The sequence below is a fragment of the Paenibacillus sp. A3 genome (assembly GCF_001399685.1).
In the GTDB taxonomy this organism is placed as follows: Bacteria; Bacillota; Bacilli; order Paenibacillales; family NBRC-103111; genus Paenibacillus_G.
This window is the reverse complement of the sequence record NZ_JTHN01000250.1, coordinates 1-26,404: the sequence shown is the minus strand read 5'-3', so window position 1 is coordinate 26,404 and position 26,404 is coordinate 1. Positions and strand designations below refer to the sequence as shown.

At 55.1% G+C, this 26,404-nt stretch carries 22 protein-coding genes and 1 pseudogene; 21 read left to right on the top strand and 2 right to left on the bottom strand.

The window, feature by feature from the left end:
- On the top strand, positions 1-398 hold a 398-nt coding region (locus QJ48_RS31465; RefSeq protein WP_162238594.1), incomplete at its 5' end, for an S-layer homology domain-containing protein.
- A 236-nt stretch (positions 399-634) separates the two neighbouring features.
- On the opposite strand, the gene QJ48_RS37170 is transcribed toward QJ48_RS31465, so the two are convergent.
- On the bottom strand, positions 635-1,408 hold the full coding sequence (locus QJ48_RS37170; RefSeq protein ID WP_157261819.1) for a hypothetical protein: 774 nt from the start codon (positions 1,406-1,408) through the stop codon (positions 635-637).
- A 291-nt stretch (positions 1,409-1,699) separates the two neighbouring features.
- Here QJ48_RS37170 and QJ48_RS31460 point away from each other — a divergent pair, with 291 nt between their 5' ends.
- The 3 genes and pseudogenes from QJ48_RS31460 to QJ48_RS31450 form a co-directional block, all read left to right on the top strand.
- Positions 1,700-3,295, top strand: a complete 1,596-nt coding sequence (locus QJ48_RS31460) for a helix-turn-helix domain-containing protein (protein ID WP_054977282.1) — start codon at positions 1,700-1,702, stop codon at positions 3,293-3,295.
- Between the two features lie 113 nt (positions 3,296-3,408).
- Positions 3,409-4,401, top strand: coding sequence for an iron-hydroxamate ABC transporter substrate-binding protein (locus QJ48_RS31455; protein ID WP_054977281.1), 993 nt, complete (start codon positions 3,409-3,411; stop codon positions 4,399-4,401).
- Positions 4,402-4,707: 306 nt separating this feature from the next.
- Positions 4,708-8,565 (top strand): annotated as a pseudogene (locus QJ48_RS31450) (glycerophosphodiester phosphodiesterase family protein); the annotation flags it as partial.
- A gap of 289 nt (positions 8,566-8,854) precedes the next feature.
- Here the strand turns inward: QJ48_RS31450 and QJ48_RS39560 are convergent.
- Positions 8,855-9,160, bottom strand: a complete 306-nt coding sequence (locus tag QJ48_RS39560) for a pentapeptide repeat-containing protein (RefSeq protein WP_369126850.1) — start codon at positions 9,158-9,160, stop codon at positions 8,855-8,857.
- 224 nt (positions 9,161-9,384) lie between these two features.
- Between QJ48_RS39560 and QJ48_RS39555 the strand changes: the two genes are divergently transcribed.
- From QJ48_RS39555 to QJ48_RS31370, 17 genes are all read left to right on the top strand, one after another.
- The gene (locus QJ48_RS39555; protein WP_369126849.1) at positions 9,385-10,272 is read left to right on the top strand and encodes an S-layer homology domain-containing protein; all 888 of its coding nucleotides are present in this window, start codon (positions 9,385-9,387) and stop codon (positions 10,270-10,272) included.
- Positions 10,273-10,526: 254 nt separating this feature from the next.
- Positions 10,527-10,886, top strand: coding sequence for a VOC family protein (locus QJ48_RS31445; protein WP_054977279.1), 360 nt, complete (start codon positions 10,527-10,529; stop codon positions 10,884-10,886).
- A 102-nt stretch (positions 10,887-10,988) separates the two neighbouring features.
- The gene (locus tag QJ48_RS31440) at positions 10,989-11,810 is read left to right on the top strand and encodes a GNAT family N-acetyltransferase (RefSeq protein ID WP_054977278.1); all 822 of its coding nucleotides are present in this window, start codon (positions 10,989-10,991) and stop codon (positions 11,808-11,810) included.
- A 431-nt stretch (positions 11,811-12,241) separates the two neighbouring features.
- A complete protein-coding gene (locus tag QJ48_RS31435) occupies positions 12,242-13,657 on the top strand; it encodes an amino acid permease (protein ID WP_054977277.1) in 1,416 nt (471 codons plus the stop codon).
- 192 nt (positions 13,658-13,849) lie between these two features.
- A complete protein-coding gene (gene bioA, locus QJ48_RS31430) occupies positions 13,850-15,217 on the top strand; it encodes an adenosylmethionine--8-amino-7-oxononanoate transaminase (protein ID WP_054977276.1) in 1,368 nt (455 codons plus the stop codon).
- A complete protein-coding gene (gene bioD / locus QJ48_RS31425; RefSeq protein ID WP_082420755.1) occupies positions 15,214-15,993 on the top strand; it encodes a dethiobiotin synthase in 780 nt (259 codons plus the stop codon). Before bioA ends, bioD begins: the two co-directional genes overlap by 4 nt.
- Before the next feature lie 18 nt (positions 15,994-16,011).
- Positions 16,012-17,028 carry a biotin synthase BioB gene (bioB, locus tag QJ48_RS31420; RefSeq protein ID WP_054977275.1) on the top strand — a complete coding sequence of 339 codons (1,017 nt, stop codon included), beginning with the start codon at positions 16,012-16,014 and terminating at the stop codon, positions 17,026-17,028.
- Positions 17,029-17,040: 12 nt separating this feature from the next.
- Positions 17,041-18,219 (top strand): 8-amino-7-oxononanoate synthase, encoded by a 1,179-nt coding sequence (gene bioF, locus QJ48_RS31415; protein WP_054977274.1) that lies wholly within the window; start codon positions 17,041-17,043, stop codon positions 18,217-18,219.
- Positions 18,216-19,064: an alpha/beta hydrolase gene (locus QJ48_RS31410; RefSeq protein ID WP_054977273.1), complete on the top strand. Its 849-nt coding sequence runs from the start codon at positions 18,216-18,218 to the stop codon at positions 19,062-19,064. The genes bioF and QJ48_RS31410 overlap by 4 nt, the downstream gene beginning before the upstream one ends.
- The gene (bioC, locus tag QJ48_RS31405) at positions 19,027-19,887 is read left to right on the top strand and encodes a malonyl-ACP O-methyltransferase BioC (RefSeq protein WP_054977272.1); all 861 of its coding nucleotides are present in this window, start codon (positions 19,027-19,029) and stop codon (positions 19,885-19,887) included. Before QJ48_RS31410 ends, bioC begins: the two co-directional genes overlap by 38 nt.
- A gap of 54 nt (positions 19,888-19,941) precedes the next feature.
- Positions 19,942-20,316, top strand: a complete 375-nt coding sequence (locus QJ48_RS31400) for a hypothetical protein (protein ID WP_054977271.1) — start codon at positions 19,942-19,944, stop codon at positions 20,314-20,316.
- A gap of 235 nt (positions 20,317-20,551) precedes the next feature.
- The gene (locus QJ48_RS31395) at positions 20,552-22,189 is read left to right on the top strand and encodes a spore germination protein (protein ID WP_063858210.1); all 1,638 of its coding nucleotides are present in this window, start codon (positions 20,552-20,554) and stop codon (positions 22,187-22,189) included.
- Entirely contained in the window at positions 22,186-23,391 is a 1,206-nt protein-coding gene (locus QJ48_RS31390; protein WP_054977270.1) for a Ger(x)C family spore germination protein, read from the top strand. Before QJ48_RS31395 ends, QJ48_RS31390 begins: the two co-directional genes overlap by 4 nt.
- Positions 23,392-23,406: 15 nt before the next feature.
- Complete coding sequence (locus QJ48_RS31385; protein WP_054977269.1) at positions 23,407-23,637, top strand: hypothetical protein; 231 nt, start codon at positions 23,407-23,409, stop codon at positions 23,635-23,637.
- Between the two features lie 39 nt (positions 23,638-23,676).
- Positions 23,677-24,771: an endospore germination permease gene (locus QJ48_RS31380; RefSeq protein ID WP_054977268.1), complete on the top strand. Its 1,095-nt coding sequence runs from the start codon at positions 23,677-23,679 to the stop codon at positions 24,769-24,771.
- A gap of 8 nt (positions 24,772-24,779) precedes the next feature.
- Positions 24,780-25,895: an endospore germination permease gene (locus tag QJ48_RS31375; RefSeq protein ID WP_054977267.1), complete on the top strand. Its 1,116-nt coding sequence runs from the start codon at positions 24,780-24,782 to the stop codon at positions 25,893-25,895.
- A 256-nt stretch (positions 25,896-26,151) separates the two neighbouring features.
- On the top strand, positions 26,152-26,404 hold a 253-nt coding region (locus tag QJ48_RS31370), incomplete at its 3' end, for a GerAB/ArcD/ProY family transporter (RefSeq protein ID WP_157261818.1).

Sequence of the window (26,404 nt, the reverse complement as noted above, 5' to 3'; positions counted from 1 at the left end):
TTCAAGCCTCCGCGGAGGCCTCCGGGTTTGCCGATGACCCGCAAATTCCGGGTTGGGCGAAATCCGGCGTAGCCGCAGCGGTCAAAGCAGGCCTGATCCATGGATATGAGGAAAACGGCCGCACGTGGTTCAAAGCGGACCAAACGATCACCCGGGCGGAAATGTCCGTGATGATCGCGAATGCGCTGACCTCCGGCGGATTCAAATCAGTAAACCAAACCAAGGCATTCCAGGATGCCGCGAGCATTCCGGCTTGGGCAGAAGCATCTGTGAACGCCTCGGTTTCGGCCGGGATCGTGAGCGGGTACGAGGATCAAACGTTCCGCGCCGGTCAAACCGTTACGAGAGCGGAGGCGGCAACGATGATTTACAAGCTCTTGGATGCTTTGAAGCTGTAGCCGACCCATTCGCACCATCTCTTTCACAAACGTATAAAGCCTGACAGGAATTCCTGTCGGGCTTTTCGGTTTTATGGGCATCTGTGGGGCTTATCCATGATTTGTAGGACTTAAAAATAAAGTCTTAGACAGCCGTGTCGTCTAACACGGCACCATCAGATGATGAAATATAGTTATTTCAAGATAGACTGCTTTTGCTTTTGCATTGCTATCGATCCCGCTAGAGTGTAGAAAACTTATGACCCGTTATGAATTTTTGAGAGTTCTGTTTCAATATTCTTATCAGAAAATTCATGCCATACTACATCTTTTTTTCCATCTTCTTCTTTCGTGAAAGAATTATATGCTTCTTCTGTAACGGGTTTATTCTTAATGAAGAATGTTGTGGTACCATCACTGCTTGTATTCTGATACCCCAATATATCAGTTTTATAAGCATTTGATTCGAAACTTAGTTTTCCATATCCATTGTTTGATACACCATTTGAATAACGAAATGTCCCGTCCGATTTAAGATCTTGAAAACCTCTGTATACTTGAATGTATCCATAAACTGAACCCTCCATATAATGAAGGACTTCATAAAACTCTGGGTACTTGCCTGGTGTTAATTCAAGAACAACTTCAGGTATTTTGTCGCCATCTAAGTCAATTATTGCAAATCGCGTTACTTTGAAGGTAGTTCCATAAATTTCTTCATTAGTTAAAAAATCATTCAAATATACTTTTTTCTTGTTATCTGTGCTGCTAAAATTAACCTTATTTTGTAAAACTGCTGTGTAAGCTTCTAATACAGAATAATTCTTATTGTCTTCAGATGGCATCTGAGTCTTTATATTTTCAATTTTGCTTTCTGAAGGATTATTAATCGGGATAGAAGAAGAACTTGTTGGATCAGAACTTGAGTTACGGCTATTGTTAAAGTTTAAACTGCTTTTATCATTCGAACACGCAGTAATTGAAATACTTAACAGAAACACAAGAAGTAAACACATAATTTTTGGTTTCATCTAATCACTCCTATTCCATTCACAATCTCTGTTAAAAATGTATGATTTATACCAACTTAGGCTGACAACCAATCCTAGATCTCCATTATACAGAAAGTATTATCCAATTTATACCGTTATCCTCCTCTTAGTTTGGCGGCCGATCCGGTCTAATACTTTATTTTCTCAGTCTACAGGTTTATTTTTTTGTGACATCTGGCACGTGTTGAAGAGCTTCGGGAGCATCCTTTATAATGAGCAATAATGATAATAATAATCGTTATCAATTAATGAAATTGGAGCGAAAGAAGGATGCGCGATCTTTATCAAATGAACGATATCGAGCGGCTGTCGGCGGGAAATGATGCACACAGACGTTGGATAGATGCCTATACCTTTATTGCCGCTGCGGAGGGGAAGGGCGAGCTGAGCATCGATGGGTTGCGAATGCTGGTGGATTCGGACACCGTACTGTTCTGGAACCCCGGGAGGGCGATCGAATACCGCGCCGCCCCCGGGTGCGGCTTGCTGTTGGACTTGATTACGTTTCGCATCTTCACTTCGTCCGGTCAAGAAGAACGGTCTGCGGGTCAAGCGGCGTATGGCGAAAGGCGGAGCCTGTGGCTTCCCGACGGCAAGCTGTACCCGGAATCCCCTTATCGGATCGGGATGCTCGTCAAGGAACTGATAGCACTCCGCAGTAATGACGCCGGGAACGAGCCGTTCCGGCAGGAGATGCTGCTTTATGAACTGCTTCACCTGCTGGTGCCGGGCCGCTCTACAGACTCGGAGGCGGACACCCGGCCGTCGCGCAAGGGGATCGAGCTGGCCATCGACTATATGCATAAGCATTACCGGGAAGAAATCAGCCGGGACATGCTCGCGCAGATGACCGGCTTCCACCCGCGCTTTTTTTCGATGCTGTTCAAGCGGGAAACGGGACACAGCTTCTCCGACTACTTGGCCCGCATTCGGATCGACCGGGCGAAGGAGCAATTGCTGCTGACGGGCGGAAGCCTGAACGACATTGCCCGCAATGTCGGCTATGCGGACGGGTTTTATCTGAGCCGCAAATTCAAGCAGGTCGTCGGCGTATCGCCGACAGGCTATGTGCGCGAACCGAAAAAAATCGTCGTCTACGACCTGGTCGGACATCTGCTTGCTCTGGGCATCAAGCCGCTCGGCGCTTCGTACAATCAAGGGCTGAGCCGCCTGGCGCTGCTGAGGGAGGAGCTGGCCGGCACGCCGGATGTCGGCTACACTTCCGTGGAGCCGATGCTGGAGCTTGAGCCGGAGCTGATCATCGCGACGGACTGGCTGGACCGCGGGATGATCGAGCAGCTGCACAAAATTGCGCCGACGCTTGTGTTTCATAGCGGCGACCCGTTCGAGAGATTCAAGTCGCTGGCGGACATCCTGAACCGGAGACGGGAAGCGGAAGCGTTCATTGCCCGGTATGAGGAGAAAGGGAAGCGGGCGCGGGCGGAGCTGAACGGTCTTGTCGGACCGGACGAGACGGCGGCCGTCTACGAGATATGGGCCGACTGCCTCTGGGTCATGTGCGAATCGTACGGAAGAGGCGTCTACAATTTGTACAAGACGCTCGGGTTTACCCCTCCGCCGAAGGTGAAGCGGGACGTGTTGGATATCGGACAGCCGAAAAAAATAACGCTCGAAGAGCTGCCGGACTATGCGGCCGATCATATGTTCATCAGCGTATACCCGGCGAACGGCGGGGCCGAAAGAGCGAGAAAAGTAATGGAGAGCGCCATATGGAAGCAGCTCTCTGCCGTACGGCGAAATCGGGTATATTCGATAGAGCTGGACGTAATCCATTCCGTTGACGTCCTGTCGCTGGAAAAGCAGCTCGATATCCAGACGCAATTGCTGAAGTCCGCCCTCCGGTGACCTTTTGTCCATGAAAATGATGATCATAGGATATGGTCATTCTGCCTTGGACTGATACAATACGAGATGGGATTTAAAATGATAATCATTATCATTGACATCGGAGGGGGACTATGCGTCGCATCAGCATCAAACAGATGGTATGGCTAGGGCTGCTTTTCGTCGTGATGGCGGCCGTTATCACGGCTTGCAGCGGCGGGACGGAGAATCGTTCCAGTACATCAGGAGATCAACCGGCCTCAGGGGACAAGCGGGAGACGAAAATATTCAAGGCGGAAAACGGCGAAATCGAAATTCCGGCGAATCCTCAGCGGATCGTCGCGATTCAGTTTGCGGGAGACCTGCTGGCGCTTGGCGTCAAGCCGGTTGGCGTGGGATCGATCGTGTTGAACAATTCCGAGCAATTGAAGGAAGAGCTGGCCGGAGTGGCGGACGTCGGGGACGTTTCCGTCGAGAAGGTGCTGGAGCTGGCGCCGGATCTCATCGTTGCGCCGAGCTATTTGCCGCCCGAAGTGATCGAGAAGCTTGGCAAAATCTCGCCTACGGTGACTCTTCCGTGGGGAGGCTTCGCCGGAGCGGACCCGCTCGAAGAGGTGCGCACGTTCGGACGCATGCTCGGCAAGGAAAAGGAAGCGGAAGCTTGGATCGCGCGCTATAAGGAGAAGGCCGCGCAGGCGAAGCAAAAGCTGGCCGGAGTCATCGGTCCGGGAGAGACGGCGGCTTCTTACGAAATTTGGGCCAAAAATTTATGGATCTGGGACAAAAATCAGCGGGCCGGGTACAATTTGTTCGCCACGCTCGGCTTAACGCCGCCGGACAAAGTGAAAAAGGATGTTTTCGAGCCGGGGAAGAGCCGGGACATCTCGCAAGAGGTGCTTCCGGAATATGCCGCGGACCATATGTTCGTTACGGTATATCAGGAGGATGGCGGAGCGGAACGGGCCAAGGAGTTAATGGATAACCCGCTGTGGAAAAACCTTCCTGCGGTTAAAAACAATCGGGTGTATTTGCTTAACCTGAAGCAATTCTGGTTTTCGGATGGCCTGTCGCTGGAGAAGCAGCTGGACATTTTGACGGAAACGATTTTGTCCCGGAACCAAAAGTAAATGCCGGTTCATTTACAATTTATTTAATTGCGCTTGATGCTCCGATAACAAACCGCAGTACAATTAAGAAGTGTAAGGACAGCCGAATAACCAGGGTACGAGACGAGGAGAAAACCCTTTTATGCAGCAAACGGAGACGCCGGTTCGGTGTGCCCCCTGTTTGATGGATAGAAGGGTTTTTTGTCATGTTTACAAGAAGGGAGCCGTGCATACCGAACCGAACCGGATGTTGCCTGGATTGACGATCTGATGCAGTAGTGGAACCAAAATGACCTACCAAGACGATAGGAAAGGACTGAACCCACCATGATACGTCATGCCAAATCGTTCTATGTATTTCTCATTATCGCAATGCTGAGCGGGACGCTTCCGGTCGGCCTTGTTCCGGGACAAGCCGAAGCCGCCGATGCGGGACGAAAGTCGATGGTTGCCAAAAAGACGAAGAATGCACCCGTGATTGACGGGCAGCTCGACGATTCCGTCTGGAGCATCGACCAACCGTTAACCGTCCGCTCAGGAGATGGCGTCTTCAAGGACTCCAAATTCGGCCTCTTATGGGACAATCAGTATCTCTATATCGGCGTGAAGGCCGACGACGATACGCTGATCTATAACGGACCGGGCTATTGGTTCGAGCAGGATAATATCAATCTGTTCTTCGATCCGACGAATCACCGCTCGGCTCCGTTTGCAAGCCAGGACATGCAGCTCGGATTCGTCTATCAGCCGGGCTCGACGACTCCGGAGTTTCACTTCGGCGCAGCGCTGAATAATCATAGCGGCAAGGACGAGAAAAAAATACTGCGCGCCATCCGCACGACCGTGAGCGGCTGGACGCTCGAAGTGGCCGTGCCGTGGGATATGCTCCAGCTTGATCCGAGACGGAACAAGCAGTTCGGACTGGAAGTCGGCACGACCGACCGGTACGATGCCGCAGATCCTGCGAAGCAAGGGTTGAGCTATTGGAGCGCCTACAACACCACATCGTTCTGGAACGACACGTCCGGGTACGGCACCGTAACGCTGGACGATGGCCATCCGGTGACCGGAGCGGTGAGTCCGGTGCTTTTGCACGAGACGTTTGACGGTTATCCGTCAGGCCAGCTTCCATATGGCTGGATTTCCGATGTGAATGCGGGAAGCCCTCCGTTTACGGTCGTGCAGGATGCATACGGCAACGGGCGAATGGTCTTCGACGGGAGCGCTTCAGGCAAGCAAGCCCGGGCGATTGCGCCGGTGCAGTGGGACAACTACGTCATTGAAGCGGACGTCCGGTTCGAGAACGTGCTGGATGCGGGACGCTGGGCTTCTCTCATGTTCCGCGGAGCCGCGAACGGCAAAGCTCCTTACAACCAGATGGCCGTCCGGCAAAACGGCACCTACGAAATCGCCTACCGGAAGCCGGATAACGCGTGGTTCAGCCCAACGCCTGTGAGCGGGATGTGGAAGCCGCTTGCCTTGAATAACGATTACACGATGAAAGTCCGCGTGTTTGACAACAATATCAAGGAATATATCAAAGCGAAGAGCGATACGGACTTTACGCTGCTGACCGACAAGACCCTGAGTCCGAATGTGCTGCTGGAACGCGGCAAAATCGGCTTGCAGGCCGATCAGAGCAAAGTGTCGTTCGATAACGTGAAGGTCACGCGGATCACGGCTGACCGGCTCGATCTGCCGATCCCGTCGACGATGGAAGCGCTGACCGGACCGCTCAGCGTGACCGGCAGCGTCTACTTCTCGGACGGCGTTACGGAAGCGGTCTATAGCGACCGGCTGAAGCTGTATTCCTCGGACGAGAGTACGATCAAAATCGTGAACGGCAAGCTGTATCCGGTCAAAGCGGGGAAAGCGACGATTCAAACGGTTTTCGCCAATGCCGAGGCTGCGCAGGAGGTTACGGTTACGCCGTCGGCTGTCGGGGCAAAAGTGGTCTCGCTCAAGCATAACGAAGGGTACGTGCTGGGAACGGCGGGCGGAGCGATCGATCTTCAATCCATCATGTTTCAATCGGAGCTTAGCGATTTTACCTCGGGCACGATAACCGGCGACCGTTTAACTTGGAGCTCGGGCAGCGGCGGGATCGCGATAGAGAACGGGAAAATCAATGTCAAGCAAAAAGGCGTTCACACGCTGACCGCTTCCATCGATAGCGCAGCGGTTTCGTTCCTCGTTGTGGCCAAAGAAGCCGGCGACGCGGAGTACGTGCTGTACGAAGAAAACTTCGACGCTTTGCCGGATGGTGCGCTGCCGCAAGGCTGGACGAGAATCGAAGGCACGACGCCCGGTGTGGCCGTTGTGAAATCCGGCGCATTCGAGCTGAATGCGAGCGCGGCCCCGGACAACCCGTCGCGCGTGCTGCTTCCGGATCAACTGAAGCTGTTCGGCAACTATAAAATCGAAGCGGATGTCACCCATTTGTCGGCCAACGATGCGGCGAGATGGAATTCGATCATGTTCCGTATCCAAAATAACGATTACCCTTATTATCAAATGGCGGTCCGCAAAGACGCGACGGCTTCCAACGGCGTCGAATTCGCCGAGCGGACCCCGGCGAACGCCTGGAACGTCACGGACCGCGGTTCGAACAGCGAAGCGATCGACCCGGCCAAGATGTACCGTTACACGGTCAAAGCCTACGGCAACCGGGTGCAAGAGCTGATCGACAACCGCGTGCTCGTCGATACCGATGCGGCTTCCGCTTATGCCAAGGGCGGAATCGGTTTACAGGCGAACGGCAGCAGGATGAAGGTGGACAACATCCGGATTACGCTGCAGCAGGAGGCGCTGCCGCCGATGCCGACGGACCGCTTCGTGAACGTAACCGAGCCGGAGACGAAAATTTCGCTTGCGCCGTCTGTTGTCAAGGAGGTTCGCAGCGCAGCGGATCTGGCGAGCTTGAAAGGGCCTGTCCTGCCGGCGACGGTGATTCTGCATGTGAATCAAGAATTAAAGGTGACCGACCCTGCAGGGGCGAGCGAGCTCGGAAGCTTGGACGAGGTGCTGGCTTCGCTCGGCAACCGGATGATTCCGGCGTTCTACGTGAAGGACGAGCAAGCCGCCGATAAGCTGACCGACTATGTGCAGCGGACCGAGCTGGAAGATGCGTTCGTCGTCTCGGACCGCGGCGAGCTGGTCAAGCGGGTAAGGACGGCGTACCCGATGATCCGGGGCATCGTGGACTACAGCGGAGTAGAGAACCTGACACCTGAAAGCCTGCTCGATATCCGAAGAAAGACAACGGTCCATCAGGCGAAAATCGCCATCCTGCCCCAGAGCGCAGCTTCGATCGACAATGTCGCTTATTTGCAGCAGCGGCTGATCGCGGTATGGGCTAAGGAAACGGCAAGCGCAGCGGACAAAAGCGTGTCGATCCACCGGCTGATCACAGCCGGAACGAACGGCATCGTGACGGATTCCCCGGCGGCGGCCTTCGATGCGCTGAAAGTGTACTCCAACCAGACGACGCTGGTCCGCAAGCCTTATGTGATCGGCCATCGGGGCATTCCGTCGGAGGCTCCCGAGAATACGATCGAGAGCAATGAGCTTGCCGTCGATTACGGGTCCGACTTTATCGAGAACGACATGTACGTGACGACGGACGATCACCTCGTCATTATTCACGACGCTGTTCTGCAAAATACGACGAACGGGTCCGGCAAGGTCGAGGAGCATACGCTGGAACAGATCAAGGCGCTCAACGCGAGCAAGCCGAAGCCTGGCTATAAGGAAACGAAAGTTCCGACGCTGGACGAGCAGATCGATCTGGCCAAAAGACGCGGCATTATGGTTTATGCTGAAATTAAAACGAGCAATCCGCGAGCAGTTGATGTGCTGGTGAAGCTGATCAAGGAGAAGAACGCGGAGCACTTGCTCAACGTCATGTCGTTTGATCCGAATCAGTTGAAGCGGTTCGCCGAGCAAATGCCAGGGATGCCGCTAGGGCTGCTGCACAGCGGCTTCGATACCTCGAATGTCAACAAGTCGCTGCGCGAAACGTTGAAGATCGTTCAGAAGCAGAACGTCACGTATAACGTAGGGTACACCGGACTGAGGAAAGACTATATGGAAGCGGCCAAGCACCGGGGTATCTTTATCTCCCCGTGGACGATTAACATCGAGAAAGATTACAAGAGCATGTTCGCGATGGGCGCTTACGGCTTGACCACCGACTATGCAAGCTACTCTAAAAATTGGGCCGCCTCGGTTCTTCCGGAAAAGGACAACTACGTCCTGGCTCAAAATGAAAGTGCAGCCGTCACGGCGCAAGTGTACTCCTACGCTCGCGTGAAAACGAGCGTCACTCCGGACATCGTCCTGCTGGACGGACATGATGTCGTAGACGTGAACGGCGGCAAGGTTACGGCCAAAAAACCGGGGACGGCGCACGCCTTGCTAAGGTATACGGCGTCGATGGACGCAAGCAGCAAGTACGATCTGTATACGCAGCCCGTTACTTTTGAAGTGAAGGGCGATGGCAGTAACGGCGGAGGGAACAATGGCGGAGGGAACAATGGCGGAGGGAACAATGGCGGAGGGAACAACGGCGGAGGGAACAACGGCGGAGGGAACAACGGCGGAGGGAACAACGGCGGAGGAAACAACGGTGGCAGCGACAGCGACGACGATAGCGGCAGCACCGGCAACACCGGTAGTACCGGCGGGGAGCCGGCGGATGGCGCAGGCAAGCCCGATGTCCCAGCGGCCAAGCCGGGAGCGGTGCTTGAAGCAAGCGGCGGTAAAGTAGACGCCGACACATTGAAGGAAGCGTTCCGTGCCAACTCTGGCGTCGAAGTGAAATTTTCCGGCGTTAAGCTGGAACTGGCAGCGGCAGGCCTGTCCGATGCGAGCCGCAAAAACGGCGCGACGCTGGTGATAACCGGGGACAGCGGCCGCTATACGCTGCCATTGGCTGCACTGAAGCTGGAAACTCTGGCTCAGCGGCTTGGTTCGGCGGTAAGCGATCTGTCCATCCGTTTTGCGATGAAGAAGCTAAGCGGCAGCGAACACGACGAGATCAAGCAGGCAGCGAACGGCGCATCGGTTGCAGACGGCGTCCATCTCTCGGTGGAGGCGGTAAACAAAGAAGGCCGCACGGTGCCGGTATCATTCGGGTCCGCACCGGTCACATACCAGTTGCTTCTTGGCAAAGCCGTGGACCGGTCCAAAGCGACTGTAGTCCTCTATGACCCGGTAACGAAACGGGTGCGGTTCGTTCCGACCCTCTTCGATACGAGGAACGGACAAACGGCTGCAACGTTGAAGCGGAGCGGGAACGGCACATATGCCATTATCGAAATGAACAAAAGCTTTGCCGATATGGCTAACCATTGGGCGCAAGCGGATGTCGAGCTGCTCGCTAATAAACTCGTCGTTGAAGGGGTCAGTGACAACCGGTTTGAAGGCGATCGCCCGATCACCCGCTCGGAATTCGCGGCGCTGCTTGTCCGCGCGTTGGGTCTCAATCCTGCGACGGCACAAGGCGGGTTCAACGATGTGGCTTCCGGGGCCTGGTATGCGGAGGATGTAGCGGCCGCAGCGGCAGCGGGGCTCATCAGTGGATATGAGGACGGATCGTTCCGTCCGGACCGGCAAATTAAGCGCGAAGAACAGGCGGCCATGCTGATCCGCGCCATGTCTTATGCAGGAGTGGACACACAGATATCGCAGGCGAAGCAGAGCGAGGTTTTGGCACCGTTTAAGGACGCCAGCAGCTTGGGCTGGTCGAAGGCTGAAGTAACGGCTGCGATTCATGCCGGTCTGATGAACGGAATGACGGCGGAGACGCTTGAAGCTGGCGGAATCGCAACGCGGGCTCAGTCCGCGGTAATGCTGAAGCGTTTCTTGAGCAAAGCAAACTATATCAATTAACGCTTAGAGATGAAACTTTGTTGGAAGCGAGTCTGCCCGGGCCACCAAGCCTGGGTAGACTTTTTTCATAGGCTGTTCTAGCGTGGATTGCCCGCCATCCGGGTTTCCTCTATAATGAAATCTATGAGAATAATTCTCATTTAAAATCACAGATGGAGATCAGCCGGAGTACCCTAAGGAGAGGCAGGCTATAACGTAAAATAGAGCTAGGAACGAAAACAGTTACCCCCACAGAACGGGACGGAGGTTGGGAAATGAAGGTCAGACGAATCGTTGCCAATATTGACACCCGGAAGATCGAGGAGGCCAAAAGCTTTTATCACGACGTGCTCGGTCTTGATCTATTGATGGACCATGGCTGGATCGCTACTTACGGCTCGAACGAGGAGATGAGCGTTCAAATCAGCTTTGCCTCGGAAGGAGGTTCCGGCACGCCAACGCCCGACCTGTCCATTGAAGTCGACGATATCGAGGCTGCGCTCGAACGCGTGAAGAGAGCCGGATTTGCGCTCGAATACGGCCCGATGAATGAGCCGTGGGGAGTTCGGCGCTTCTTTGTCCGGGACCCGTTCGGCAAGCTTGTCAACATCCTTGCGCATGTCCAAGCCGACTAAATCGTTATAATGATTTTCTCCTGCCCATTCCGGTAACTTATTCCCGCCGAGCCCGTATAGGGAATGTAGGATATGACTGGAAATGATGGGGAGGAACCGTGCATGATTGTGGAACTGGATGTAAACGAATATTCGAAAGTAACGCCTCTGTTATCGGAGGAGGACAAGGCGAATGTCGCGCTGATGAGCATTGTGGCAGGCAGCAACAAGGGCAAAATTTTCGTCGACGATCCAGAGCGCCCGAGAACGGCTATGATCTGGGCGATCGCGAGCATCGCTTTTTTCGTTGGGGATTGCCGAAATTCCGAATTTATAACACATCTGAATTCGTACATGGACCAGAAAATAAAGCAGGATTCCTTGGATATCATCGGGGGCACCTGGTTTACCGTCGCGGTTGCGGACGAAGCCTGGGATGAGGCGTTAAATGAAGCATTAACGGACTATGAATTGGTTGAGGGCGAAGATTTGGAATTTGAATTTGCGGCGGACCGTTATTCAAAGCTCAGGTCGGCGCAGGAGGAAAGCCGCATTCAGGTCACGCGGCTCGATGCCGATCTCTTAATCGATCCGGCAAACGACTTCGTTCTTGAAGACTTGAGCGAATTCTGGAATTCGACCGGCGACTTTATGGACAAAGGGTTCGGCTATTGCGTGTTGAAGGACAAGATTGTTCAAAGCGTCTGCTTCTCCGGCTATGTCTACGGGAACGGACATGACCTTGTCGTTCGCACCTATGAGGAAGAGGAGCGGCAGAAGGGGCTCGGAGCGGCGGTCACCTTCGCTTATCTCGATCATTGCGTACACAATGGCTTGGTGCCTCATTGGACGACGGACGAGGAGAATGAGGCGTCCATTGCGCTGGCCAACAAATGCGGTTTTGTGTTGAAGGAGAAGTCGAAGGTGTACGAATTCGAATTTTAGCTTATCCGCAGGGCGCGTAAGAGGGAGCATCGGTAAACCCGAGAGGCTCCCTCTTTTTTTCATGTCTTCGATCGGCCTACAAAAATTCCCGAGGTCCATACATTGGAAAAAGGAAAAGCGCGAATGTTGTCGAATTTACAATGATGCATGACCTCATGACTAAAAACATGCCAAAGCGATATACAAATTATTGACATAATGATGAATTATAGTATAATAGGTAAAAATTACAAATTTCAGTTTCATAGCTCTGTTTAGCTTATAGTCTATAGAAAAGAGCTTGGCGTGAAGGAGAAATGTCCGGACATGCTAAGTTTTTTATTTTTAGCAAAGGATGATTGCGGAGGGGAGTCTAAGGAAACGGCCATGTTAACAAAATAATTGTAAGCGTTTACTATAAAATGACATTATTGGAAGTGGGGTATTGTTATATGGCTAATGCAATCGAGGAAAAGGACAACCGTCTGAAGCGTTCCATGAAAAGCCGGCATATGTTTATGATTTCGCTGGGCGGCGCCATCGGTACGGGCTTGTTTGTCAGCACGGGGTATTTGATCAATCAAGCCGGGCCGGGCGGTGTCGTCTTGGCCTATTTGGCCGGCGGACTTCTTATGTATCTCGTTATGCTGTGTTTGGCCGAGCTGGCGGTCGTGATGCCTGTGACGGGTTCTTTCCAGGCCTATACCACCAAATTTATAGGTCCGGCTACCGGGTTTACGGTCGGCTGGTTATATTGGATCAACTGGATTGTCGCCGTCGGCTCCGAATGGGTGGGCGCGGGAATTCTGATGACCCGATGGTTCCCCGACGTGCCCTCGTGGGTATGGATCGCGCTGTTCATTGTGCTGATGTTCCTGTTAAACGCCTTTTCCGCGAGTCTTTTTGCCGAATCCGAATTCTGGTTCTCCAGCATCAAAGTGATCACGATCCTGTTGTTCATCTTGTTAGGGCTGGCCGCTATTGTGGGACTGATGCCATTCGAGGGGCTGAATTCGGCTCCGATCCGCTCGGGCTTCGCCCATGACGGAGGGCTGTTTCCCAATGGATTTATTCCCGTATTCATGACGATGGTCGCCGTCAATTTCAGCTATCAGGGGACGGAGCTTATCGGCATTGCTGCGGGTGAGAGCGAAAATCCCGAAGAATCGGTTCCGAGGGCGACGAGAAATACGATTTGGAGAATTTTATTTTTATTCGTGGCGTCGGTCTTTGTCCTCGGTTCGTTGATCCCTTGGCAGGAGGCAGGTTTGACGGACAGTCCGTTTGTGCTTGTATTCGATAAAATGGGCATTCCTTTTGCCGCCGATATTATGAACTTTGTTATTTTGACGGCTCTGCTCTCGGCGAGCAACTCCGGGCTGTACGCTTCCTCGCGTATGCTGTGGGCGCTCTCCAAAAGCAATATGGCGAGTCCTTACTTAAGCAAGCTGACTCCACAAGGCGTGCCGTTTCGGGCGCTTATCGTCAGCGCCGTTATTGCATCGTTAGCTTTAATTTCAAGCGTTGTGGCTCCGGATACCGTATTTTTGTGGCTGACCGGGATATCCGGATTCGCCGGAATTATGGTTTGGATGGGAGTCGCCTTATCGCAATATGTGTTCCGCCGCCGGTTTATTGCCGAAGGGAACAGCGTTCACGATCTGAAATACAGGGTCAAGCTATTTCCTTTTGTGCCGGTTCTCGCGATCATCCTGTGCATCGTTGCGCTGGTCGGGCTAGCCTTCGACCAAGAGCAGAAAATCGTCCTTTACTATGGAATTCCGTTTACGATCATTTGCTATTTGGTTCACTATCTGTTTTACCGGCACAAGCACCCGAAGCAAGAGCAGACGGGAACAAGCTTATAAAAAGGGCTTGGCTCGAAGCCCCCAAAGGCCTATGGAAGAAAATCTTCCATGGGCCTTTCGTTTTGTCGGGACTTAAGCCGATGCTAGTCTCTTGCTTTACACGAGGTCATCGGTTTGCTAGAATAAGATCGATTGTTAACCAATATATATTATTACAGGTTAACAATTAAAACGATAGAGGCGGTGACGGTCATGGAAACGGACACAACCTGCGAAGAGCTGGCGGCTTGGAATAAGGCGTACTTATGGCATCCGTTTACACAGATGAAGGACTATGTTAAAGGCGAGCCTCTCATTATCGAACGGGGCGAAGGCATCTTGCTTTACGATGTTCGGGGACGCGCTTACTATGACGGGTTTTCGTCGGTCTGGCTCAACGTGCACGGACACAACGTTCCGGAGTTGAACGAAGCGGTAGCGTCCCAGCTGGCGAAAGTCGCTCACTCGACTCTGCTCGGCATGGCCAATGTGCCGGCGATCGAGCTGGCCGCGAACCTGGTGCGCATCGCTCCGGAACGGCTGACGAAGGTGTTCTATTCCGATGCCGGTGCGACCGGCGTGGAGATTGCGCTCAAGATGGCGTTCCAGTATTGGCACAACCGGGGGATGGGCCGCAAAACGAAATTTATTACGATGAACCAGGCTTATCACGGGGACACGCTCGGCGCCGTCAGTGTCGGTGCGATCCCGCTCTACCATAACGTTTTCCGCCCGCTGCTGTTTTCCTCCTGCGTCATTCCGTATCCTTACGCTTACCGGACCGAAGGCGGGGCTTCCGCAGCGATGGAAGCAACGCTGTCCACGCTGCGGACACTGCTGGAATCGCAGGCGGACGAGATGGCGGCTCTCCTCGTGGAGCCTGTCGTGCAGGGAGCAAGCGGCATCATCGTCATGCCGCAAGGATGCTTGCGCGAGATTGCCGCGCTGTGCCGCAAGCACGACGTGCTGCTGATCGCCGACGAGGTGGCGACGGGCTTCGGCCGCACCGGAGCGATGTTCGCCTGCGATTTGGAGGGCGTATCGCCCGACTTGATGGTTGTCGGCAAAGGATTGACCGGCGGCTATTTGCCGCTGGCGGCGACACTGGCGACTGACGAGATTTATGCTGCTTTTTATGCCGATTACTCGGAGCAAAAAACGTTTTTTCACGGTCACTCGTATACGGGCAATCCGCTCGGCTGCGCCGTTGCTCTGGCCAGCCTCCGGCTTCTTGAAGAACGGAAAATGATACATACGGTAAATGCAAAGGCCGCATTTGCTGCGAAGAAGTTGGCTCCGCTTGCCGATTGGCCGCATGTCGGCGAGATCCGGCAGCAAGGTCTGATGATCGGGATCGAGCTCGTCCGGGAAAAAAAGTCCCGCGAAGCTTATGCCTGGACGGACCGTATCGGCGTCCGCGTCTGCATGCGGGCGCGAGAACTCGGCATGCTGACCCGCCCGCTCGGCAACGTGGTTGTTTTGATCCCGCCTCTCGCCAGTACGGAATCGGAGCTGGATGCGATGACGGATATTTTGGCGGCCGCGATCTACGATGTCACCGAGGAAGGCTGGGGAGCGTGACCGGGGCGCGGATAGCATCTGCGTGCGGCAGCGAGAAGCTGGAAGGCCGGAAACGGTGGCGCGGAATATTCGTCACGGGCACGGATACCGGCGTCGGCAAGACGGTGATTACGGCGGCCATCGCCGCCGCGCTTCGCAGCGAAGGGCGGAACGTCGGCGTCTGGAAGCCGGTACAGAGCGGGGGACTTATCGGTAAGGGAGTCACCGACGCCGAACGGCTGCTGCGCGGGACGGATATCGCCGATCGTCCGGAACAAGTCGCGCCGTTTACGTTCGCAGCGCCGCTGGCTCCGGCACTTGCCGCCATGCAAGCCGGTGTAAGCTTGACGATGGCCGGGCTTCTGGCGGCAGGGGAACCGCTGGCCGAACGGTACGACGCGCTGCTGATCGAAGGGGCAGGGGGCGCTGCCGTGCCGCTAACCTCCGATGCCCTCGTGGCGGACCTCATCGCCGAGCTCGGCGTTCCGGCGCTGATCGTAGCCCACTGCGGCCTGGGCACGGTCAACCATACGTTGTTAACCGCAGCGCTGCTGCGGCAGCGGGGAATTCCCGTCGCGGGCGTTGTGATGAACGAGGTCGATCCTGTAGCATCGCGCAACGACCCGAGCACCGCTGCGAATGCCGAGCTGATTGAGCGCTACGGTTGCCTCCGCGTACTCGGGCGGTTCCCATGGATAAGCGGCGAAGCCACGATGGAAAGGCTCGTGCGAGCCGTGAAGCAGCATATAGACATTTCGCCGGTCCGACAGGTGTTGGGTAACGAAAGAAATTTGTAAGAGGAGAGGGAGATGAGGATGAAGGTAACCGGAATACCGGCCATACCCGAAACGGCTGCGGATTGGCAGACATTGGCTCAAAAAGCGTTGGATGGAGAACGCTTATCCGTCGAAGAAGGGCTCGCCGTGCTTGAGGCCGAGGACGACGAAGTGCTGCCGCTGCTGCAGGCCGTTTTTCGGGTACGCAAACATTTTTACGGCAAGAAAGTCAAGCTGAACATGATTATTAACGCCAAAAGCGGCCTTTGCCCCGAGGACTGCGGCTACTGCTCCCAATCCATCGTATCCTCGGCGCCAATCGCCAAATACCCGCTGCTGGAAAAAGCCACGCTGCTGGCCGGCGCGCGCGAAGCGATGGCCCGTCAAGCGGGAACCTACTGCATCGTTGCGTCCGGCAAAGGCCCGACGGACAAAGAATTGGATCAGGTCATCGACGCGGTCAAGGAAATCCGTGCGACAATGCCGCTCAAGATTTGCGCGTGCCTCGGCCTTCTGAAGGATCATCAGGCCGAACGCCTCGCGGAGGCGGGGGTACACCGCTACAATCATAATTTGAACACGAGCAGAGACAACTATCCTTCCATCACGACAACCCATACCTACGATCAACGGGTCGAAAGCGTGGAAAAGGTGAAGCGGTACGGCCTGTCTCCTTGCTCCGGCGTTATTATCGGCATGGGCGAAACGAACGGTGACATCGTGGAGATGGCTTACGCGCTCCGGGAGCTTGATGCCGACTCGATTCCGGTCAACTTCTTGAACGCCATTCCGGGGACTCCGCTGGAAAAAGCGGGCCGCACTCCCGCAATGAAGGCGCTCAAGGTGCTGGCATTGTTCCGGCTGATCTGCCCGTCCAAGGAAATCCGCGTGGCGGGCGGCCGCGAGGTCAATCTCCGGACGCTGCAGCCGCTTGGCTTGTACGCCGCCAATTCGCTGTTTGTAGGCGATTATTTGACGACGAAAGGGCAGGAGGCTGCGGTTGATTATCAAATGATTGAAGATTTGGGCTTTGAGATTGAAGCCTGTGCCCTTTAAGGCGGTGGCGGCATGAAATGGATCGAAGACGAGCTTCAGAAGCTGGAAGAGCAGTCGCTAAACCGCTCGCTGCAGACCAGCGCCCCGGTTCCCGGCCGCCAAGGGTATGTGCTGCGCGGACGCAAAACGCTGCTTGACCTGTCGTCCAACGATTACCTCGGCTTGGCCCGGCATCCGGCTATTGCTGCCGCCATGAACCGTGCGCTTCTCGCCGAAGGAGCCGGTTCCGGCGCATCGCGTCTCGTCACCGGCAACCGGCCTCCCTATGACCGACTGGAAGAAGCGCTCGCCGCTTGGCAGCAGAGCGAGGCCGCGCTGGTTTTTGCCAACGGCTATATGGCGAACGTCGGTGTCATTCAGGCGCTCGCAGGCCGCGGAGATGTCGTGTTAAGCGACCGGCTGAATCACGCGAGCATCGTGGACGGCATCGGGTTAAGCCGCGCCGACCACGCCCGGTACCGTCACAATGACATGGAGCATTTGCGCCGGTTATTGCATAAGCACCGCGATGCAAGACGCAAGCTGATCGTCACGGACGCGGTCTTCTCGATGGACGGAGATCCGGCGCCGCTCACCGAGCTAGTAGCGTTGAAGCGGGAGTACGGAGCCATCCTCATGGTCGACGAAGCTCACAGCGGAGGCGTTTATGGAGAGCGCGGCGAAGGGTTGTGTCATGCGCTGGGGCTGCGGAGCGGCGTGGACGTGCACGTGGGAACCTTCGGCAAAGCGTTCGGCGTCTACGGCGCCTACGTTTCCGGCAGCCGTACGCTTATCCGTTGGCTGGTCAATAAGGCGAGGCCGGTCATGTACTCGACCGCGCTGCCTTCGTCCGTGATCGCCGGGATTACGGAAGCTCTGAATCTGGTGCAAACGGAACGGTGGCGGCGCGAACGGCTTGCCGCGTCCAGTCGGCAGTTCCGTTCCTCGCTACGCAAGGCGGGCTTTCAAGTCGGGCCCGGAGATTCGCCGATCGTCCCGGTTGTCGTCGGAGACAACGCGACTGCCCTGCGTTTCAGCTCTGCGCTGGAAACGGAAGGCATTGCCGCCGTTGCCGTCCGTCCCCCGACGGTCCCCGACGGAACGGCGCGCATCCGCTTTTCCTTATCCGCTGCGCATAGCCCGGACGACTTGGCCGATGCCGCCAACCGCATCGAACGGGTCGCCCTTCGGTTGGGGGTGCTGGCGCGATGACGGACCCGATTCGCATCTTCGCGAACAGAGCGGCGCTCGGAGCGTCAAAATCAACAAAGCCGCGCGGCACCGTTATCTTATGGTTAACCGGATGGAGCATGCCGGAAACGGTATTCGCGGAGCTTCAATCGCATCTCCCGGAATTTGTACATGTCCCGGTACAGTTCACCTGCGCCGAAACGCCGGAGCAGATGATGGCCCTGGCTGAAGCAGCTTCCGTCGCTTGGTTCACCGGGACAGACGGCACCCTTCTGAGCCTTGCGTCCTCCCGCAGAAGCGGAAAGGTCCTGATCGCCGGCTGGTCGCTCGGCGGCCTGCTTGCGCTGCGTCTTGCCGCATGGGGATTCGCGGACGGCCTTGTGCTTTTTGGCGCAACCGCACGGTTCGTCCGCTCCCGGGAACAATCGGACCGCGGCTGGCCGGATGCGGTTCTCCAGCACATGGCGGCGGCGATTGCCAAGGACCGTCTGGCGGTAGAAACCCAGTTCCGCGAACGGCTGCTTTCGGATGGGGAAAAGAAAGCAGGCCTCTTCCCGCAGCTTCCCCGGACAGGAAGCTGGACGACCGTGGCGTTACTTGCCGGAATCCAGCTTCTGCGGAAAGCGAATCATGTGCCGGATCTGACGGAGATCGCTTGTCCGGCGCTTCTTGTCCACGGCAAAGAGGACAAGGTATGCCCGTACGGCGCGGCGGAGGAGCTGTACGAACGGCTGCCGCAGGCGGAAATCCTGCCGGTCGAAGGCGGCGGGCATATCCCGTTTCTTGGGCGGGAAGCACATATCGCCGATGCGATAAGGAGGTGGTGGCATGGAGCACAAGCTGCATTCGATTCGCCGACGATTTGACCGCTCCGCCAAGGCATCCTACGACGTACACGCACGCGTTCAACGCGTTATGGCGAATAAGCTTTGCAGATCGCTCGCCCTCCGGAAGCAGAGAGCCGGCGCAACGCGGCCGCATCTGTTGGAAATCGGCTGCGGCACCGGCCTGTTGACCGAGATGCTGCTGCGCGATTGGCCCGATGCGGTCATCACCGCGCTGGATATCGCTCCGGCCATGCTGGAAGCGGCGGAACGGCGCATCCGGTCCAAGGTGCCATCGGCCGTCGCAAACCAACGGTTCCCCGTAAACTTCCGCCTGGCGGATGCCGAAGCGTGGGCCGCCCAAGCGGAGCCGTTGTCGTTCGATCTCATCGTCTCGAGCGCTTGCTTTCAATGGCTCGCCAGCCCGCAGGATACGCTGCGGCATTTGCGGCGGCTGCTGCGTCCCGGCGGTTTATTGGCGTTCACGACCTTCGGCCCGGAGACGTTCCGCGAGCTGCACGAATCGTTTGCCGCCGTTTACCGCTCCCGCGGTCTGGAGCCGCAGCGCCACGGTCTTACGTTTCTCTCTGCCGGCGAGTGGCAAAGCCTGCTTCAACATGCGGGCTTTGCGGAGGCTCGGGGTGAGAGCGCCATCCGGACCGAAGGCCATGCCTCCGTCAGTGAATTTCTGCACTCGGTCAAAGCGACGGGAGCCAGCGCATCGTCGGCGGACAGTTCGCGCACCCTTGGTTGGCGTTCCTTATTCGCCGGTATGTTTCGGGAGTACGAAGAACGGTTTCCCGCCCCCGAAGGGATTACAGCCACGTACCAGCTTCTTTTGCTCCAAGCGGAAGTCCCCTCATGACAAAGTTTCCTGAAAACGGTAAAATGGAGAGGAAGTTACCGGAGGTGGATTGCGATGTGCCGTTATGCGATGTATGGCCCGTACAAACATATTTACGCTTGCTTTTCGTGCCGCAAAGTTTTCAAGCAAACGTCCGATTATGAACTGAGCAAAATCGAAGTGGCGAACAGACAATACAAATGTCCGCAATGCGGCGAAGTCATGAACGATATGGGACACGATTTTCAAGCGCCCAAACAGAAGGATGTCAAGCAGTGGAAAAAAGTCGAGATCTTGTACGCTCACGGCTTCAGCTATCATTCCTGCGGCTGCGGCGGACCGGGGTACCGGCCGGCGAAGCTGAGCGAAGTCGAAGCGTTTTTGGAGGCGAAACAAACGTTCAAGACCGAAGGAGAGATTCTGCTGCAGAAGCTGTCGGTCAAGGCGTAGGATTGCAAACAGGATGAACGAAAAAAAGGCCGGGGATGCTTTCCCACAGGCCTTTTTTTGATGGCTCGACAGACCTTTCGGCCATCCGAACCACTAGGACTTAGTGTACCGTATTTTGGAAGTTTACGGCAAGAGAACGTTTGTTTGGTTTCGTTGGCCGAATGAATAGATTTTACCAAATTTGAGCAATGTATAAGTAGAACCAGAGCCACATACAAGATGCAGGTGACGGAGGATGCGTTTCTTCAAATCAACAAGAGCCGGAGGGTCCGGACGCAGCGCTGCGGGAAAACGGGAGGCCAATCGGGCCGGTTCGCCTCCGCAGGAAGCCGTGCCGTTAAGCCCGGACTTGGAGCTTAATTTAGAGCATATTCGGTCGACGACGGGAAACAGCCCGGATCTGATCATACGGACGATTCGCATCGGAGCTTCGGGAACGACGAAGGCGGCTGTCATTCATACCGACGGGCTGACGGACAAAGAAATCATTACCCGGTTTCTGGAGTCGTTCCTGCTGCATGCCCGCGATCCGGCGCTATTCCGTGATTTGAACGGGGCGGAGGGCCTATGGACTCCGCTGCAAATGCTTGAAGATTTTACCTTAACGCTCAGTTCGGTAACCGAAATCGAACATTTTCACGTGCTGTTCGACAATCTGCTGTCCGGCAATATGATCATTCTGATCGACGGGTACGGCAAAGGACTGTCCGCCGATACGAAGGGTTGGGAAGATCGCGGCGTCCAGGAGGCTTCCGTACAATCCGTTGTACGCGGGCCCCGGGAGTCGTTCTCGGAATGTCTGGGTACCAACATTGCCTTAATCCGGCGCAAAATCAAAGATCCGAAGCTATGGGTCGAGACACGGTCGATCGGCCGGTTGACGAAGACGAATGTCGCTTTGGTGTACATCAAAGGCATTGCCAACGACAGCATGGTTGAGGAAGTGCGCAGCAGACTGGAACGCATCGATATCGACGGTATTTTTGAGAGCGGGAATATCGAGGAACTGATTCAAGAGAAAACGAATACCCCGTTTCCGACGCTGTACAATACGGAACGCCCCGACTCGGTCGCGGCGAATCTTTTGGAGGGCCGGGTGGCGATCGTTGTGGACGGAACGCCGTTTGTCCTGATCGTGCCGGTCGTATTCGCCCAATTTTTTCAATCTCCCGAAGATTACTATCACCGGTCGGACTACGGGATAATTCGCATTCTCCGATACATTTCTCTGATGCTTGCGCTGCTCGCCCCCGCTTTATTTATTTCCATTACCACCTTTCATCAGGAGATGCTGCCGACTACACTGATGACCAGCATCGCGACACAGCGGGAAAAAGTGCCGTTTCCGGCAGCTATCGAAGCGTTCCTGATGGAGTTTACGTTCGAGCTTCTTCGCGAGGCGGGCATCCGGATGCCCAGAGCGATCGGCCCCGCGATTTCCATCGTAGGGGCGCTTGTGCTGGGGGAGGCGTCGGTCAGGGCCGGCCTGGTATCCCCGGCCATGGTTATCGTTGTATCGATAACGGCCATTGCCAGCTTTGCCTTTCCTTCGTTCGCGATGTCCATTCCGATCCGGATTCTGCGCTTTGCCCTGATGGGGTTGTCCGCATCCTTCGGCCTTTTCGGCGTGTTTATCGGACTGATTGCGCTTAACTTGCATTTGTGCAGTCTGCGTTCGTTCGGAGTTCCTTATATGGCGCCTTTTGCCCCGTATATTCCGAGCGACAAGAAAGACGCCATATTCCGGTTCCCGTTGTCCGCGATGCGAAGACGGCCGGTCCTTATGCAGAGCCCGAATCCGGTACGGCAAAATACGGTCCCGTCTGAGCAGGAATCGCATCATCAGCGGGAGGGCGGGAGAGGTAACCCATGAGGCGTAACGTGTCGGTGGTTTGCATTTTGTGCCTGCTGCTCGTCTTGACTACAGGCTGCTGGAGCCGCCGCGAACTGAACGAGCTGGCGATCGTTACAGGCGTAGGCATCGATAAGGTCGATAACGAATACTTGCTGTCGCTTCAAGTGCTCAACATGGGGCAAGCGGGGAGCGAAGCTCCGGGAGGAGGAGGAGGCTCGAGTTTGCCGGTGACGACGCAGTATATGAAGGCGGATTCGGTCTTTGAAGGCATTCGCCGTTTGACGACCGAGCTTCCCCGCAAGCTGTATTTTGCTCATATCCGGGTTCTTGTATTTGGCGAGGCTCTTGCGCGCGAAGGGCTTCGGGACATTCTTGATCTGTTTTTGCGCGATCATGAAATTCGGCCGGATTTTTTCCTTATCGTGACCAAAGGCGTCGAAGCCAAGGAAGTGATGAGCCAGATCGTACCGATCGAGCAATCGCCTGCCACCGCCTTGCTGAAGAGCTTGGAAATCTCCGAAAAAAACTGGGCTCCCACCGTTGCCATTACGTTGGACGAGTTTATTACGGATCTGATGAAAGTAGGCAAGGAAGGAGTGATGACCGGTTTGCAATTAAACGGAGATCCTCGCCAAGGCCAAACGGATGCGAATTTGAAAACCGTCCACCCCCGCAGCCATTTCCGGTTTTCCAGCATTGGGGTGTTCAAGAACGACAAGCTGGTCGGTTGGTTGAATGAGGATGAAAGCCGAGGCTTCAGTTATATTACCGACCGTATCGACGCTACGGTGACGGATGTTCCGTGCGATTCGGGGGGAAGGGCGACGGTTGAAATTCTTCGAAGCCATACGAACTTAAAAGGCAGCGCGCCCCGCGGTGAACCGGTGATAACCGTCGAAGTCGAGTCCGAGGGCAATGTGGGAGAAGTGTCGTGCAAGGAAGATTTGTCCAAGCCGGAGACGATCTATGCGTTGGAACGCAAGGCGGAGCGGAAAATTGAAAGCTTCATCCAACAGGCGGTCCGCAAAGCCCGGCAGAGCAGCCGCTCCGACATCTTCGGATTCGGCGAGGCGATTCACCGGTACGATCCACGGAATTGGAATCGGTTGAAGGACGATTGGGACCGGTATTTCATGAGCGCCAAAGTAGAGACCCGGATCGACGTCAAACTGCGCAGAACGGGCAAGGTGGGACAATCGTTCATCGACAAAATGAAATGAGGAGGAGCGTTCGTCATGAAGGTGCTGCTCGTCTTATTGGCCGCTGCCGCGATTGTTGCTATCGAATGGCGTTCCTTGATGGAGCGAAAGCTGAAAAGAGAGCTGTGGACATTTTTCCTGCTGTGTCTCGTCGGAGCAAGTCTGGGGATAGCGGAAGTGCTGCGGCTCAATATCCCCAATCCGCTGGACTGGATCTCCGCGCTGTATAAGCCGCTGAGCAATCTCATCTACGGAAGTTCGGCTTAAGCTCAAATCGTCTGTCGAGGAAATGGCAGGTGGAACCGTATGTTCGATAACGACAAAATCGATACCCATCAATTTACGCTGCTTGTGATTTTATTTGTTGTCGGGGATGCGCTGTTGTACGTGCCTTCGTGGCTTGCTTCCTCCGCCAAACAGGATGCCTGGCTGGCAGCCGCTGTCGGATGCATCGAGAGCTTGGCGATCGCTTGGCTGTACACGACGCTGGCCAAACGCCACTTTCCGGCGACGCTGATCGATCTATGCCGCTCCGTCCTGGGCCGATGGGCGGGAACGGCGGCAGCCTGCTCTTTCGTCAGTTTTATTCTGGTCAATATTTCTCTCATGCTTTATGAAATCGGGGACTTCATCACGACGCAGATGATGCCGGAGACTCCGATCGAGGTCGTCATTCTGCTGTTCACCGGCGTCATCGTACTCGGTGTGAGGCAGGGGGCGGTTACGCTGGTTCGCTCGTCCGAATTGGTGTTTCCTTCGTTTGTGCTGCTTTACCTGATGCTGGTCTTGTTTATTTCTCCACAGATCAAGCTGGAGCATGCCCAACCGGTGTTGAGCGAGGGCCTGAAACCGATTATGGAAGGAAATTTAAGGTTTTTCGGGAATCTGGAGGAAAGCGTCATCCTGCTCATGCTGTTTCCTTTGGTCCGCAACCCGAGCAAGGGGACGAAAGCTTATGCAACGGGACTGGTTGTCGGCACGATCGTTCTTACCGTGTTTTCCACGGTTTCCATTCTGGTGATGGGCAGCGATATGACCGCTTTGTTGGCCTATCCGAGCTATGTGCTGGCGCAGAAGGTTGCCGTCGGCAAGTTTTTTGAACGGATCGAAGCCATTATGGCGTTTATTTGGTTTATTACCGTTTTTGTCAAAATATCCGTCTGCTACTATGCCGCCTCCTATGGGATAGCCCAGATCGTGAAGCTGCCGAGATATCGTCCGGTCACGCTGCCGCTCGCCATGATTTTAATGGTGCTGGCTCTGGTGTTCGTTCCGAATCGGCCGTACTTTGACCTTTTTGCGACGAAGATCTGGACCCCTTACACGCTCACCTTCGGATTGTTTCTCCCATTGCTAATGCTCGGAGCGGCTTGGCTGCGCAGGTCGCCCGGGAAGAGATGAGGTGAAGAATGGACGGTCAAAGGCAAATCTCGGTATATCAATTTAAGGTCCTGACGATCTTGTTCTCGCTGGGCTCCACACTGCTCGTCATTTCATCGGGATTAGCCCAAGAGCTGAAGCAGGATGCCTGGCTGGGCGCCGCTTTGGGCACCTTGGGAGGGCTGGCGCTCGTCTGGCTGTATAATGCCTTGGCGGGACGGTTCCCGGACAAGACCTTGACGGAGCTTAGCACGCATTTGCTTGGAAAAACGGCAGGCCGCATCTTTATGCTCGGCTACCTCTTTTTCAACTTTTACTCCGCGGCTGCTTTAATCTGGTACGTCGGCAACTTCCTGACGACCAATCTGTTCACCGAAACTCCCATGACGGCGCTGATGATCCTCTACGCTGCCGTCATGCTGTACGGGGCGCATCTGGGGTTAGGGGCTTTGGCGCGGTCTGCGGAGACGTCTTTTCTGATCTTTATGTTCGCGCTTATCATCGTCATGTTATCGCTGCTGCCGGAAGCCCAGACCGGGAATTTGCTGCCGGTGATGGATACGGGGCCCGGACCGCTATCGCGGGCTTCGTTCACATTCTTAAGCTTCGCTTACTTTCCGTGGGCTTCATTGCTGATGATTTATCCGAAGCACGTGAGCCGTCCCGAAGCGTGCGGCAAAGCGCTATATACCTCCGTTCTAAGCTCGGGCGCGATTTTGACGGCAGTAACCGCATTGACGGTCATGGTGCTAGGACCCGACCGGACGTCCATCGAGCTGTATCCGACCTACAACCTGACGATGAAAATCAGCATCGGTCATTTTTTTGAGCGCATTGAAGCGCTGCTTGTCTTGTTATGGCTGCTTGCCATATTTTATCAAGCGGTGCTCATTTACTATGCTGCCGTAACAGGCTTGGCCCAGATGATTCGGGTTGACGAATATCGCTCGCTCAATTTGCCGATGGGCCTGTGCCTTGTGCCTTTTGCGCTGCTCATTTATCCGAATGTCGGCTACGAGCAGGCATGGGATTATAAGGTGTGGCCGGTATTTTCGCTGACGTTTGCCTTGTGGCCGGCGGTTCTGCTGCTGGTGGCGGCAGTTCGGGGCAAAATGACGAAACGTTATACAAAAAATGGTAGTTGAAGCGCGGACGATTCGTTATGTCTTTACGAATCGTCGGGCTTTAAGGCGGAAGGAACGCTGTGGGAATGCATCCGGACGAACGGCCGGTACGAATCGCTGATCGTCATGTCCATGCTGGAGCGGGAGTATGGAGAGCACGGCGCCGGGTGATGAAATCAGGCTTTTTTGGGCTGGAGTGACGATCTATTCGTTGTATATTTTTCCTTAAATTGGACATATTAACCATTCAGGATCGTCCAACCCGGAGGCTTCGCGGATGAAAAAGTACGCTTATAACGAAATTACGCTATGGCAATATATTTTTCTCATTTTCTCCTCGGAAATAGGCATCGGCGTCCTCCCGTTTCCTGCGAATGTGACCCGGTATGCGGGGACGGACAACTGGATATCGGTTATCTTGGGCTGGGTTCTGGTTACGGCCGCCAGCTTGTTTATCATCCAGGCGATGAAGCGTTACCCGGACGGGACGCTGCTTGATCTGTTGACGAACTATTGGGGCAAATGGGCGG

Coding starts and splice junctions, on each gene's coding strand:
- QJ48_RS37170 (WP_157261819.1), bottom strand. CDS start 1,408: ATGAAACCAAAAATTATGTGTTTACTTCTTGTGTTTCTGTTAAGTATT.
- QJ48_RS31460 (WP_054977282.1), top strand. CDS start 1,700: ATGCGCGATCTTTATCAAATGAACGATATCGAGCGGCTGTCGGCGGGA.
- QJ48_RS31455 (WP_054977281.1), top strand. CDS start 3,409: ATGCGTCGCATCAGCATCAAACAGATGGTATGGCTAGGGCTGCTTTTC.
- QJ48_RS39560 (WP_369126850.1), bottom strand. CDS start 9,160: ATGTGTCGGCGTCTACTTTACCGCCGCTTGCTTCAAGCACCGCTCCCG.
- QJ48_RS39555 (WP_369126849.1), top strand. CDS start 9,385: ATGAAGAAGCTAAGCGGCAGCGAACACGACGAGATCAAGCAGGCAGCG.
- QJ48_RS31445 (WP_054977279.1), top strand. CDS start 10,527: ATGAAGGTCAGACGAATCGTTGCCAATATTGACACCCGGAAGATCGAG.
- QJ48_RS31440 (WP_054977278.1), top strand. CDS start 10,989: ATGATTGTGGAACTGGATGTAAACGAATATTCGAAAGTAACGCCTCTG.
- QJ48_RS31435 (WP_054977277.1), top strand. CDS start 12,242: ATGGCTAATGCAATCGAGGAAAAGGACAACCGTCTGAAGCGTTCCATG.
- bioA (WP_054977276.1), top strand. CDS start 13,850: ATGGAAACGGACACAACCTGCGAAGAGCTGGCGGCTTGGAATAAGGCG.
- bioB (WP_054977275.1), top strand. CDS start 16,012: ATGAAGGTAACCGGAATACCGGCCATACCCGAAACGGCTGCGGATTGG.
- bioF (WP_054977274.1), top strand. CDS start 17,041: ATGAAATGGATCGAAGACGAGCTTCAGAAGCTGGAAGAGCAGTCGCTA.
- QJ48_RS31410 (WP_054977273.1), top strand. CDS start 18,216: ATGACGGACCCGATTCGCATCTTCGCGAACAGAGCGGCGCTCGGAGCG.
- bioC (WP_054977272.1), top strand. CDS start 19,027: ATGGAGCACAAGCTGCATTCGATTCGCCGACGATTTGACCGCTCCGCC.
- QJ48_RS31400 (WP_054977271.1), top strand. CDS start 19,942: ATGTGCCGTTATGCGATGTATGGCCCGTACAAACATATTTACGCTTGC.
- QJ48_RS31395 (WP_063858210.1), top strand. CDS start 20,552: ATGCGTTTCTTCAAATCAACAAGAGCCGGAGGGTCCGGACGCAGCGCT.
- QJ48_RS31390 (WP_054977270.1), top strand. CDS start 22,186: ATGAGGCGTAACGTGTCGGTGGTTTGCATTTTGTGCCTGCTGCTCGTC.
- QJ48_RS31385 (WP_054977269.1), top strand. CDS start 23,407: ATGAAGGTGCTGCTCGTCTTATTGGCCGCTGCCGCGATTGTTGCTATC.
- QJ48_RS31380 (WP_054977268.1), top strand. CDS start 23,677: ATGTTCGATAACGACAAAATCGATACCCATCAATTTACGCTGCTTGTG.
- QJ48_RS31375 (WP_054977267.1), top strand. CDS start 24,780: ATGGACGGTCAAAGGCAAATCTCGGTATATCAATTTAAGGTCCTGACG.